The following is a 13,218-nucleotide window of genomic DNA, read 5'->3' as shown; positions in this document are numbered from 1 at the left end:
GATCACTACGATCCGACCGACCCACCCCTCATTAATGGGCTGCGAGCCAGGCAGCGCTCTGCGACTGCGCCAAACGCACCAAATCGCCCTGCGCCAACCAGATATCGGCCAAGTGCATGCCCCAACCCGTGCCGCCGTAAAACTCGGCCGGATAGTCATCAGCACGTGGATCGCTGGCGTTGGCAGCGATGCGAATTCTCAGATAGTTAGTCCCCGCCGCATCCGCAACGCACTGACCACGAATCTGGCCGGGCACCGCGAAGAAGGGCGTGCTCGACATCGTGCTGAGATTGGTCACGCGGTCGGCATACGGGCCGCCAGTGCCATGTGACTTGATCAAGACCTGAAAGATCGGCGGCAACAGATAAGGCATGGTCATGTCCAGTGTTGCTTCACCACCAGTCAGCGCTGCCGGATTAACGCAGAGCGCTCGATTGCCCGGCGTCACGGCACGGCCATAACGCGGTGCAGACAATTCCGGATCACCTTCGCGATAGCTGGAATAGGCAATCACACAGCCCGTCTGATCGGCGTGACGGCAAGCCGGCGTCTGAGCAAACGTGCCGCCGACATCTGCACCGTTTGGCACTTCTACCGCGCTACCCATGAGATGAGCTGCGACAAGGCGATCATGCAAGCCGGGTTGGGTTTCGATTTCTTCAGCCACTAGACGCTTCAGAATCGTGGCGCCCTGCGAGTGCCCCACGAGAATAAATCCACGGCCCTTGTTGTGATACTTCAAATAATTGGCAAAAGCCGCTTTCACATCGCCATAAGCCATTTGCTCAGCAGCCGTGGCCAGGTCGAGCGGCAATAACGGGCCAGCCAGCGTGCTGATCGCAAGCAAAGTCAGCGTGCGTTGCCGATAAATCGGAGCGAATACGCGGCACACCGAACCGTAGTTGCCAACCTGCGAAAGCGTTGTCTGTCTTTCGTTTTCGTCAGCCAGCGCGTCAGAATTCGTGATTAGATCGGTACTGGCAGTCGGATAGACGTAGAAGCAATCCACTGGCGCGTTGTAGTTAGCGTAGATACGACTCATCGTCGCAGCACCATTCGCCTGCACAGTGCGTGTTGCGAGGCTGCGATTACAGATATTTTGGCTGTACGCCATGCTCGGATGGCAGAGCCAGCTATTCATATCCTGATAGTTCACCGCACCCGATAACGACAGCGCGGGCACTGCAATTGGCGCTGCAGAAACAGGTAATGCCAATGCCAGTAGCAACGTAGACAAAAACACGCCATAACGACGTAAAAGCTTACCGATCATCATGTGCTCTCTCCTCGCACGCCCCACATCAATGTGGAGTCAGATTTATTTATCGCCCGAGGTAATACCGTATCGGGACGGCGCTTTATACGTCACTTACTAAGCCACTAGCGGCCGAAGTATGTTTTGACGACAAGGACTTAGTAACGCAAATACATCGCAGCAGCTAAGACCAAGGGAATGGAAAAAGCGGGAAATTCTGATGCGTCGAGTTGGTCAAACCCATTACTAAACCTTATCAATCTTTAGCTTTTGGCCCTGCGCAAGCGCCTTATTCTTACGCGAAATACAGGCCGGCCCTATCTGCAAGGGAAATCTTTCCCGAAAAGCCTTTTGCCTAGGCATCGCATGCGTCAAACTTGCGCCCATGAAAAATGTCAGCGCCAAACCCGACACCCTGCGCACCGCCACGGCGGCCTGCGTTCTGCACATGCCCCCCGATTGCGTGACCCTGCTGCGCGAGCGCAAAGCCGAAAAAGGCGATGCACTGGAAATCGGCCGCATGGCCGGCATGCTCGCGGCCAAGAAAACCTGGGAACTGCTGCCGCTATGCCATCAACTGCCGCTGACGGCGATTGATGTGATTTACGAAATCGGCGAAGCGCAGGTCGGCATCACCGTTCGCGTTGAAACCATCGCCGGAACAGGCGTCGAGATGGAAGCATTGACGGCCGCCAGCATCACCGCCCTCACCATCTACGACCTGCTCAAGCCACATGCCGAACAGGATCGTTTGCGCATCACGGATATCCATCTGGTCGAGAAGACCGGTGGCAAATCGCAATACGCTCGTGCGCTGTCACCCTTGGGTCGCGCCGTGATTCTTGCCACCTCTGATGCCGTCAGTAGCGGCAAGAAAAAACCAACAGCGGCACAAATCGTACGCGACGGCCTTGAGATTGCAGGTCTGCATGTCGAAGCTACCGAACTGCTGCAGAACAACGTGGAGCAAATCACCGAACGCCTGCGTCACCACCTTTCACAAGAAGTGGATTTGATCGTGACGGTGGGTGGCACCGGCGTGCATCAGGGTGATCAAACGGTTGCCGCAGTACGTCCCTTGCTCGACAAGGAATTGCCAGGCTTTATGGAAGCTGCCCGTAATTACGGACAGCGCCGCACGCCTTACGCGATGCTATCTGCCGGCGTCGCCGGCATGAGCGGCAAGACCATCGTGATCACTTTCCCTGGCAGTTCGCGCGGCGCGCAGGAAACCTTGACGGCACTGATCTCTGGCATCGTCCACGCAGTTCATAGCTTGCGCCGCGGCGGATGATTTCCCTCGCCGAAGCATTAGCGCTGTATCCCTTGCATGTGCGCCCGTTGCGAACACAAGCTGCACCGCTTCAGGCAGCACTCGGTCATGTGCTGCGCGCACCGACACAAGCGCGCTGCGATCTGCCGCGCTTTTCACAATCTGCACTCGATGGTTATGTCCTTACCAACGAAGATGCCGCTGCGCCCTGCACGCTCACCATCACCGATAGCATTGCTGCGGGTGACACCGGCGAATTACGTCCACTGCAAAACGGCGAATGCCAACGCATTCTCACCGGCGCACGTGTACCGCCCAATGCGGGCGTCGTGGTTGCGCAAGAACGCGTCAGCGTCGTTGGCGACCAAATGACGCTGAAAGAAGCGATGAAACCCGGTGCGAATATTCGCTGGCAAGGCGAAGAGTTGCGTGAGCATTCAACCATCGGCAAAACTGGACAGCGCATTACCCCCGGCCATCTCGCATCACTCTCTGCAGCAGGCATTGATCAAGTCACCGTCACTCGCATGCCACGCATTCGCGTACTCGTCAGTGGCGACGAAGTAAAACCTGCGGGCACACCCTTGCTCGATGGACAAATCTGGGATGCCAACGGTCCGCTCGCCCTCACATGGCTACGCTCACAAGGTTACGAAGCAGAACTGCGCTACATCGGTGATACCCGCGAAGCCGTCAGTGAAGCGCTCAGCGCCGCATTGGATGAAGCAGATTTAGTCATCAGCACCGGCGGCGTGTCAGTCGGCGACAAGGACTACATCATTCCAGTGGCTGAAAGCCTCGGCGTCGAACGTGTGTTCTGGCAAGTCGCGCAGAAACCCGGCAAGCCTTTGTATTTTGGACAACGCGGTGATCGCACTTTGCTTGGTCTGCCCGGAAATCCTGGTGCCGTATTGATCGGACTCACGCTACATGTACGCGCTGTGCTCGACATCTTGGAAGGTGCCGCCAAACCGGGCGCCGCGTTTTTCTCTGGCGTACTTGCTCAAGAAGTAAAAGGCGACGCCAAGCGCGATTGCCTGCACCGCATGCGCTTAGATATTAGCGACGATGGCCGCGCACAACTGCAGCCATTGCCGCATCAGGATTCACACATGCTGAGCAATCTCGCTAACGCAGATGTGTTGGCGCACCTGCCTGCGCAATCGCAGCCACACGCTGCGGGCAGCATTGTGAAGTGGACACGTTTATGAGCAGCACGGAAAGCGGCATCATCGACGACACGCTGCAAGGCCGCATCATCGCCATCCCGGAATCACGCGAGCTCGATATTTTCGCTGGGCTACTCACGCGTCGTGGCGCAAAAGTTTTGCGCTGCCCCTTGGTCAGCATTCTCGATGCACCCGATCCAAAGCCAGTCATCGCTTGGGTCAATCAATTCTGTATTGGTGAATGCGACGATCTGATCTTGATGACGGGTGAAGGCTTGCGCCGTCTATTGTCTAGCATCAGCCAGCACGCGCCGACGCTGCGTCCATTATTTGTTGACGAGCTAGCGCGCGTACGCAAATTTGTACGCGGCCCCAAGCCCGCAAAAGCATTGCGCGAATTAGGCCTAAGCGCAGAAGTCATTGTCAGTCCAGCAACCACGCCCGGCGTAATCGAAGCGCTGTGTAATGCGGGCGATCTGCACGGCCGCGTGATTGGCGTGCAGCATTACGGCACCGAACCTAATCTATTGCTGATGGATTTCTTGCGTGAAGCTGGCGCCAAAGTACGTGAGGTTTATCCCTACGTTTATGCCGATGACAGCGCTGATCTCGAAGTGCTCAATCTGATTGATCGCCTCGCTGCAAACGAAGTCGATGCGATTGCTTTCACCAGCCAATCGCAAGTTGAACGTTTGTTTAAGCTCGCCCAAAAGGCACAGCGCGAAGTCGAACTGCTGAGTGGCCTGCGTCAAACCATGATTGCCGCAGTGGGTCCGGTGACGGCAGCGAGTCTTGAAGAACACGGCATCACTGTCGATGCCGTTCCGCTCGGCACTTACTTCCTCAAGCCGCTCACGCAGTTACTGGTNCGGCACTTACTTCCTCAAGCCGCTCACGCAGTTACTGGTACAGAAACTCGCACGATAATTTGTAGGGCGGGAGCATCCCGCCTTTCGCGTGAAAGTCTTGATGCGCGAAAGGCGGGATGCTCCCGCCCTACATCAGGCTGCAGTTTCTTCCGCAATTGCCGCACACTGAGCGATCAGTGATTTAATCTCTGGCACGCAAGAGCCGCAGTTGCCGCCTGCCTTGAGACAAGCCGTCACCTCGCCTGCCGTTTTGAGACCGCGTTTGCGGATCGCATCCGTGATCGTGTTGCGCCCCACACCAAAGCAGGAACAAACCGTAGGGCCTGTGTCCGCCTGCTTGTTTACAGGCTCGCCAATCAGCAAGCCAACGCGATCAATGTCTTCAAGTTTCTTCTTGCCGAACAAACCTGAAAGCCAAGCACGTGAAGGCAAATCAGGGCGCGGCGAAACATAGATGCACGCTTTGATCCGTTCGCCATCCATCAACACACCGCGATAAATACCTGCGGTCTTGTCTGAATATTCCAGCCAATCTGCATCTGGCGATTCTGCATTGAGCAGCGTGCGTCCGAGTTCGTTCCAGTTCTGCACCACGCCGCGTCCGCCCAATTCATAGCGAATGAATTGCTGTCCTTGAATGCGCGTCCACCAAGTGACGCCATCGACATCCAGCGCATCGCGACTGAGGATGAAGCCGTGCCACGCAACACCAAATGCCTCTACTCGAACTGGCGTGTGCTTGAACTCTGGCTCGCCAGAAACTGGATCGACTGCCGGATTCACCAAAGCGCCGACGCGTGCGTCTGAAGCAAATTGATTGTTCCAGTGGATCGGCACAAACACCGCGCCGCGTCCCTGCTCTGGCGTTGTCTTGAGACGTGCGACCAAGGCGCCCCAGCGTGTAGCGACGCGCACTAGTTCACCATCACGCACGCCGCTCATCAACGCATCGTGTGGATGCATATCTACAAAGGGCTCGGGAATATGACTCGCCAGTTTCGGCGAGCGGCCGGTTCGCGTCATCGTGTGCCACTGATCGCGGATACGACCCGTGTTCAACACCAGTGGAAATTCTGCGTCGGTAGCATGGGCTGGGCCACGTGGCGGCGTTGGGATAAAACGCGCCTTGCCATCAGCGTGGAAATAACGGCCATTCTCAAACAGACGTGGCGTTCCCTTTGCGTCGGCAAGCACTGGCCACTGTATGGGATCCATCGCATCGAAGCCTTGGCGATCGAGTCCGCTTAATCCATTGATATCAAAACAGCGCGAACCCTCGTTTCGATACGCCGACAGACGCGCATGCTCATCAAACACTTCATGCGCGCCACTGAAATTAAAACCTTCCGCGTAACCCATGCGCTTGGCGACTTCGCCAATGATCCACCAATCTGGCTTCGCTTCTCCGGGTAGCGGCAAGAACGCGCGTTGACGTGAGATGCGGCGATCAGAGTTGGTCACCGTGCCATCTTTCTCACCCCAACCTGCGGCGGGCAGCAATACGTGTGCATAAGCGGCAGTGTCAGTTTTTTCGATGATGTCGGAGACCACCACCAACTCGCATTTGCTCAGCGCGGATTTCACCTTGTCCGCATCCGGCAGTGAAACTACCGGATTGGTCGCCATGATCCATACGGCTTTGACCTTGCCCTCATCAATCGCATTAAACAGATCAACTGCCTTCAGGCCCTGCTTAGCAACGATGGCAGGACTCTTCCAGAACTCTTGCACGATCTCGCGATGCGTTGGGTTAGCCAGTTCCATGTGTGCAGCCAACATGTTGGCAAGGCCGCCCACTTCGCGACCGCCCATTGCATTAGGTTGACCCGTGATTGAGAACGGACCCATGCCGGGCTTGCCGATGCGGCCTGTCAGCAAGTGGCAGTTAATGATGCTGTTGACCTTGTCAGTACCGGCGCCGGACTGGTTCACTCCCATTGAAAAAGCAGTGATGGCTTTTTCAGTACGCGCGAACATCCGATAGAACTCGCCGAGCACTGAAGGCTCGATGCGACAGGCACGCGCTACTGAGCGCAGGTCGCCTGCGGTGTTGTCGGCAATCGCTAACGTTCGTTCAACATCAGTCGTGTGACCATCAACAAACTTAGTATCAACGACGCCATGCTGATGCAGATAAGTCAGCAGACCGTTGAACAGCGTCACGTCAGTGCCAGCACGCAGCGGCAGATGCAGATCAGCTAACTCGCACGTTGCGGTGCGACGTGGATCAAGCACAACGATCTTCATCTCTGGGCGTTGTTCTTTCGCCTTGACGATTCGCTGAAAAAGAATTGGATGGCACCATGCAGTGTTGGAACCCACCAACACCACAAGATCGGCCAACTCCAAATCTTCGTAGCTGATTGGCACCAAGTCTTCACCGAATGCGCGCTTATGTCCTGCAACAGCGGAAGACATGCAGAGTCGCGAATTGGTGTCGATGTTGGCAGTGCCAACGTAGCCCTTCATCAGCTTGTTGGCGACGTAGTAGTCCTCCGTCAGCAACTGACCAGAGACATACAAGGCCACGGCGTCAGGGCCATGCTCATCAATAATTTTGCGAAATCCTTGCGCAACGTGATCGAGCGCTGCATCCCAACCCACGCGCTCGCCGTGCATCTGCGGATACAGCAGACGGCCGTGATCACCCAGCGTTTCGCCGAGCGCAGAACCCTTCACGCAGAGCTTGCCGAAGTTGGAAGGATGCTGCGGATCGCCGGAGATATCCGCACCGCCATCCTTGCGCGGCGCGGCAAGCACGCCACACCCGACCCCGCAGTAAGGACACGTTGTCTTAACAGCGTTCATGTAAAGACACTATTCATTTAAAGTTTCGATGAGATCGGGTGAACTGTAGGAGCGCCTCTTAGGCGCGATAGAGCCATCGCGCCTAAGAGGCGCTCCTACAAATTCTCTCACGCAGGTTCGCAGAACGCTTGGCCAAAAAGCAGTTTCTGACGAATCGACGTGATGTCCGTATTTTTCTGCATCAGCTCGAAGTACCAAGGGCCGTCGGCAACATCGCCGAAAAGCACAGCGCCCTTGATGCGGTTGTCTTTGATCACCAGACGCTTGTAAACGCCGCGCTTGGGATCGCGCATCACCAAATCTTCTGTGCCTTCGCCGCCCATGAAATCGCCAGCAGAGAACAGATCAATGCCGGTGACCTTGAGCTTGGTCGAAGTGATTGAGCCTTTGTAGTGAGCGAAGCCCATCTGTGCGAGATGCGTAGCGCAAACATTTGCCTGTTCCCACAGCGGCGCGACGAGGCCGTAAGTGGCCTTGCGGTGTTCAACGCATTCGCCGACAGCGTAGATGCGTGGATCATAAGTTTGCAGCGTGTCATCGACAATCACGCCACGGCCGCAACGCAGGCCGCAGCTTTGCGCCAGTTCGATATTCGGTTTGATGCCGACCGCCATCACCACCAGATCAGCCGGGATCACGGTATCGTTGTCTTTGAAGCGCACGCCGATTACATGATCGTATCCGAGGATTTCTTCGGTCTGTGCTTCCATCATGAAGGTGAGACCGCGAGCTTCGAGTGACGCTTTGAGCATCGCACCGGCGTGCTTGTCGAGCTGACGCTCCATCAAGCTGTCCATCAGATGAACAACCGTCACTTTCATGCCCTGACGCATCAGGCCATTAGCGGCTTCAAGCCCGAGCAAGCCACCGCCAATCACAACGGCATACTTACCTTCTTTCGATGCATCGATCATTTCATCGACGTCGTGCAGGTCGCGGAAGCTGACGACACCCTTCAGATCATTGCCCAGCACCGGGATGATGAAAGGATTGGAGCCTGTCGCAAGCAAAATGCGGTCGTACTTGGTTTCATAACCGCTCTTCGCACGCACTGTGCGTTCGCGACGATTGATCTGCACCACTGGATCAGACGTGTGCAGCGCGATGCCGTGACGGCCATACCATTCGCGCGTGTTGAGCATGATTTCTTCAATCTGCTTTTCGCCCGACAACACCGGCGACAACAGAATGCGGTTGTAGTTACCGTGCGGCTCAGCACCGAATACGGTGATGTCGTAAAGCTCTGGCGCGATGCGCAGCAGTTCTTCAACCACACGCATAGCCGCCATGCCGTTGCCGATCACCACCAGATGTTCCTTGCGACCACTGCTGTTGATTTTGCTGGTCGGCACGGTGACACGTACGCGGCCGTCGACTACATGCGCTTTATACGCACGCACCGAGGCAATCGGATCTTCAATGCACTCGCCCGTCTTGAGATCGTAGTGCTGCTTATAGATTGGCGATGCGACAACGACGCGCCCGCCTAAGTCGCCAACCAAACCACGTGCGAGAACATTCGCGCCGCTATTCGCGTCGTAGTTGCCGATGGCGTAGAGATCTTCGCCATCACCGACACGGAACACAGCAACTTGACGCTCATCAAGCCAAGCGCAGACGCCGGTATCCGGCAGGATGTCTTCAAGCGCGCAGATGTCGACAACTTGATCTAAAGGATTGGGCAGATTCTGGTTCATGCTGCTTCTCCCAAACGCTGCTTACGCGCATGCGTGCGCTCATCAAGGCTGGCCGGACGAATTTGGCCGCGCTCTTCGACAAACAAAACGTTGTTATCCAGTTTCTCGCTGTTCACAAAGTGACGGAAGCGCTTCAGCGTCTGTGGATCTTCCACTGCCTTCTTCCATTCGCACTCGTAAGTGTTCACGACCAGCTGCATCTCAGCTTCCAACTCAGCAGCGATGCCGAGTGAATCTTCGATCACCACTTTCTTCAGATAGTCGAGACCACCGGCAAGGTTGTCGAGCCAGACGCTGGTGCGCTGCAAACGATCTGCCGTGCGGACATAAAACATCAGATAACGATCGATGTACTTGATCAGCGTTGCCGTATCCAGATCACCTGCGAGCAGGTCAGCGTGACGTGGCTTCATGCCGCCGTTACCGCTGACATAAAGGTTCCAACCCTTCTCGGTTGCGATGATGCCGACATCCTTGCTCTGCGCTTCAGCGCATTCGCGAGTACAGCCCGATACAGCAAACTTGAGTTTGTGTGGCGAACGCAAACCGCGATAACGGTTTTCGATATCGATGGCCAGCGTAGTGGAATCCTGCACGCCGTAACGGCACCAGGTACTACCGACGCAGGACTTCACCGTGCGCACAGACTTACCGTAAGCGTGGCCCGATTCAAAACCTGCTGCGATCAATTCATTCCAGATCAGCGGCAGCTGATGGATCTGCGCACCGAGCAAGTCGATACGCTGACCACCGGTGATCTTGGTGTAAAGACCATATTTCTTTGCGACTTCACCAATCACGATCAGTTTGTCTGGTGTGATCTCACCACCCGGGATGCGTGGGATGACTGAGTAAGTGCCGTCCTTCTGAATGTTGGCGAGATAGTAGTCGTTGCTGTCCTGAAGCTTGGCATGCATCGGCTTGAGGATGTGCTCGTTCCAGCACGATGCGAGGATGTTAGACACAGTCGGCTTACAGACATCGCAGCCCAAACCCTTACCGTGCTTAGCAAGAAGATCATCAAAGCTGTGGATCTTGCCGACGCGCACAAGGTGATACAGCTCTTGGCGCGAATACGCAAAGTGCTCGCAGACATGGTTGTTCACCGCAACGCCGCGACTTGCCAATTCATGTTTCATGATTTGGTTGAGCAAGCTGCTGCAACCACCGCACGACGTTGCAGCCTTGGTTTTCTTCTTGAGATCGCCCAGCGTGACGCAACCGGAGTCGACCGCTTCGCAGATCGCACCTTTGCTGACGTTGTTGCATGAACAAATCTGCGCACTCATCGGCAGTGCTGCTACGCCGAGACCACTGGACTTCGCGCCGCCTTCACGCTGCGGCAGAATCAAATCTTCTGGGTGCTGTGGCAGTTCGATCTGGTTGAGCATCATCTGCAAGAGCGTGCCGTACTCTTCGGCCTCGCCCACCATCACTGCGCCGAGCAAATACTTGTTGTCATCAGTGACAACCAGTTTCTTGTAAACCTGTTTCACTTCATCAGTGAAAGCGTAGACGCGTGATGTTGAAGTCGCACCGTGTGCATCGCCGATCGAGGCAACGTCGACACCAAGCAGCTTGAGCTTGGTCGACATGTCAGCACCCATGAAGGCGTCGCCGCCCTTGCCAAGTGCGTGATCAGCCGCCGTCATCGCCATCTGATAACCAGGTGCGACGAGACCAAATATTTTTCCGCCCCACAGTGCGCATTCGCCGATGGCGTAAACGTCCGGATCGCTGGTCTGGCACTGATCATTGATCGCGATGCCGCCACGCTCACCCATCTTCAGGCCACTGAGCTTTGCGAGTTCATCGCGTGGACGAATGCCTGCAGAGAACAGAATGACGTCAGTTTCCAATTCGCTGCCGTCCGCAAATTTCATCTTGTGGCGGTGCTTTTCACCGTCAACAATTTCCAAGGTGTTCTTACCGGTGTGCACGCGCACGCCGATTTCTTCAATCTTCTTGCGAAGGATGCGGCCACCGCCATCATCAACCTGCACCGCCATCAAGCGTGGCGCAAATTCGACAACGTGAGTTTCCAGACCCAAATCCTTCAGCGCTTTAGCGGCTTCAAGGCCAAGCAAACCGCCACCGACAACGACGCCCACTTTGCCTTCCTTACCGCTGGCTGTGATCGCTTCCAAATCTTCGATGGTGCGATACACCAAGCATCCCGGACGATCCTTGCCCGGCAGTGGTGGAACAAATGGATAAGAACCCGTAGCGAGCACGAGCTTGTCGTACGCAATGTCGCGGCCCTGCGAGCTGCGCACCATTTTTTGTTCGCGATCAATCGCAACAGCTTTGTCGTTGAGGTGCAAGGCAATGCCGTTGCCCTCAAAGAAACCTTCGGCAACCAATGACAACTCTGCGGCGGTTTTGCCTGCAAAGAATTCTGAGAGATGGACACGGTCATAAGCTGGGCGCGGCTCTTCACACAACACCGTCAATTCAACATCGACGCCGCTGCTGGCGACGCGCTCCAGAAACTTGTGTCCGACCATGCCGTTGCCGACCACAACAATGCGCTGCTTCACGTTCATGCCCCTCGCTGTCTTGCTGATAACTGCTTACAAGTACTTAGGAGCAAGCGACGTGCCAACTTCGTGCATCAAATACCACTTTTGGAGTGAATATTTGCCCTCAAACGGGGCGTGCCTTTTCTGAGGGCATAAAAAAAGCGGCCCGACAGTGCCGGGCCGCCCTGATTTGACTGACTTAAGCGGCGACAGCTTCGCCGGGCAGACCCTGCTTTCCGGCTTCTGCCTCGCGCTGCGCCTGCGCATCCTCGAAAGCCTTGCGCTCATTGCTGTGAGCCTCGGCCGAAAAGCGCACCAACAGTGCACACACCGCGGTCGAGATAACAAAGATGCTGAGGATAAATAGACATTCCTGAGCGGTGGCCGTGCCTTTCATCAAGAAACCAGCTGCCACTGCGCCGACGTTGCCGCCCGCACCGATGATGCCGGCTACGCCGCCCAGCGCTTTGCGATCAATGAATGGCACCAATGCATAAGTTGCGCCGCAGGCCATGTGGGTAAACAGACCGAACACCAGCATCGCGACAACTGCGAGCGCAGCGCTATCCATCAGCGAGAAGCACAGTAGGCCGACGCCTTCGCCAACGATGAGTGCGAACAAAAGTGCGGTACGACCATTGAGGCCACGCTTCTGCGCCACGCGATCGGAGAACAAGCCACCCATGGCACGCGCAAACAGTGCGAGCAAACCAAAGCTACCAGCCGCAAAGCCTGCTGCCTTCAGCGAAAGTCCAAATTTATCGACGTAATAAAGCGCCGCCATGTTGTGAATGAAGATCTCCACACCGAAGCAAGCACCATAAGTCAGGAACAACAACCAGACGCGATAGTTAGAGGCTGCGAGCTTGAAGCTCTGCAGGCCCTCGCGCTTGCCTGAGGAAACGAGCTCACCACTAGCACGCAACTCTGTGTAATTGCCTTCTGGGCAATCCTGTGTATAGCGCCAGTAGAAGAAAGACATGATCACCATCAGCACGCCCGGCACAACCAGCGCGATGCGCCAGCCCAGCGACTGCTCAACGCCCATCAACACGATCGCAGCGAGGATCAACGGCATCAGCGTTTGTGCCATGCCACCACCGAGATTTCCCCAGCCTGCGGCGGTTGCGTTAGCAGTGCCGACCACGTTCGGTGCAAACATCACCGAGGTGTGGAACTGCGTGATAACGAAGCTGGCACCGATGGCACCAATCGCTAAACGGAAGAACAAGAACGCTTCATAGCTCTGCGAGAACGCCACGCCGATCACTGGCAACGCGCCCAGCAACAACAAACCGGTGTAAGCCTTACGCGGCCCGAAACGGTCGCACATGGGGCCAATGATCAAACGCACCAGAATCGTCACCGCGACTGCGGCAATATTGATGTTGGCGATCTGATCCTTGGTTAAACCAAATTCACCTTTGATCACCGGCATCAGCGGTGCGCAGGCAAACCAGCCAAAGAAGCAGACGAAAAATGCCATCCACGTCAGGTGAAACGCGCGCATTTGCGGCGTGCCGAAACTAAAAAGGTCGATGCGAGTCGCCTTGTGCATCAATTTCACGTTTACACTCCAGCCATCAAAAGGACTGCACCTTTATAGGCAACGCACGTGCCAGCGC

General features: G+C 55.9%; 8 protein-coding genes. 3 read left to right on the top strand and 5 right to left on the bottom strand.

Annotated elements, in window-relative coordinates; all coding sequences use genetic code 11:
- Positions 1-31: 31 nt before the first annotated feature.
- Entirely contained in the window at positions 32-1,276 is a 1,245-nt protein-coding gene (locus CJD38_RS03495; protein ID WP_107938885.1) for a DUF3089 domain-containing protein, read from the bottom strand.
- Between the two features lie 364 nt (positions 1,277-1,640).
- On the opposite strand from CJD38_RS03495, the gene moaCB reads away from it, so the two are divergent.
- From moaCB to CJD38_RS03480, 3 genes are read left to right on the top strand one after another with little or no spacing between them, the layout of a single operon-like run.
- Positions 1,641-2,549 carry a bifunctional molybdenum cofactor biosynthesis protein MoaC/MoaB gene (moaCB, locus tag CJD38_RS03490; protein ID WP_107938884.1) on the top strand — a complete coding sequence of 303 codons (909 nt, stop codon included), beginning with the start codon at positions 1,641-1,643 and terminating at the stop codon, positions 2,547-2,549.
- Positions 2,546-3,739, top strand: a complete 1,194-nt coding sequence (locus CJD38_RS03485; RefSeq protein WP_107938883.1) for a molybdopterin molybdotransferase MoeA — start codon at positions 2,546-2,548, stop codon at positions 3,737-3,739. Before moaCB ends, CJD38_RS03485 begins: the two co-directional genes overlap by 4 nt.
- The gene (locus CJD38_RS03480) at positions 3,736-4,746 is read left to right on the top strand and encodes a uroporphyrinogen-III synthase (RefSeq protein ID WP_107938882.1); all 1,011 of its coding nucleotides are present in this window, start codon (positions 3,736-3,738) and stop codon (positions 4,744-4,746) included. Before CJD38_RS03485 ends, CJD38_RS03480 begins: the two co-directional genes overlap by 4 nt.
- Here CJD38_RS03480 and CJD38_RS03475 read toward each other — a convergent pair.
- The 4 genes from CJD38_RS03475 to CJD38_RS03460 form a co-directional block, all read right to left on the bottom strand.
- On the bottom strand, positions 4,699-7,374 hold the full coding sequence (locus CJD38_RS03475; protein ID WP_107938881.1) for a nitrate reductase: 2,676 nt from the start codon (positions 7,372-7,374) through the stop codon (positions 4,699-4,701). The two genes, CJD38_RS03480 and CJD38_RS03475, sit on opposite strands and share 48 nt — an antisense overlap.
- Before the next feature lie 107 nt (positions 7,375-7,481).
- Positions 7,482-9,071 (bottom strand): nitrite reductase small subunit NirD, encoded by a 1,590-nt coding sequence (gene nirD / locus CJD38_RS03470; protein ID WP_107938880.1) that lies wholly within the window; start codon positions 9,069-9,071, stop codon positions 7,482-7,484.
- Entirely contained in the window at positions 9,068-11,617 is a 2,550-nt protein-coding gene (gene nirB / locus CJD38_RS03465; protein ID WP_107938879.1) for a nitrite reductase large subunit NirB, read from the bottom strand. The genes nirD and nirB overlap by 4 nt, the downstream gene beginning before the upstream one ends.
- Before the next feature lie 175 nt (positions 11,618-11,792).
- Positions 11,793-13,154, bottom strand: a complete 1,362-nt coding sequence (locus CJD38_RS03460; RefSeq protein WP_107939022.1) for an MFS transporter — start codon at positions 13,152-13,154, stop codon at positions 11,793-11,795.
- Between the last annotated feature and the right edge of the window lie 64 nt (positions 13,155-13,218).

This window comes from Stenotrophobium rhamnosiphilum (genome assembly GCF_003052265.1).
Taxonomy (GTDB): domain Bacteria; phylum Pseudomonadota; class Gammaproteobacteria; order Nevskiales; family Nevskiaceae; genus Stenotrophobium; species Stenotrophobium rhamnosiphilum.
The sequence above is the reverse complement of the archived record's forward strand: the minus strand, read 5'-3'. Positions and strand labels throughout refer to the sequence as shown.

Bases quoted from the DNA above. Each gene is read 5' to 3' on its own strand.
- CJD38_RS03495 (WP_107938885.1), bottom strand. From the start codon at position 1,276: ATGATGATCGGTAAGCTTTTACGTCGTTATGGCGTGTTTTTGTCTACG.
- moaCB (WP_107938884.1), top strand. From the start codon at position 1,641: ATGAAAAATGTCAGCGCCAAACCCGACACCCTGCGCACCGCCACGGCG.
- CJD38_RS03485 (WP_107938883.1), top strand. From the start codon at position 2,546: ATGATTTCCCTCGCCGAAGCATTAGCGCTGTATCCCTTGCATGTGCGC.
- CJD38_RS03475 (WP_107938881.1), bottom strand. From the start codon at position 7,374: ATGAACGCTGTTAAGACAACGTGTCCTTACTGCGGGGTCGGGTGTGGC.
- nirD (WP_107938880.1), bottom strand. From the start codon at position 9,071: ATGAACCAGAATCTGCCCAATCCTTTAGATCAAGTTGTCGACATCTGC.
- nirB (WP_107938879.1), bottom strand. From the start codon at position 11,617: ATGAACGTGAAGCAGCGCATTGTTGTGGTCGGCAACGGCATGGTCGGA.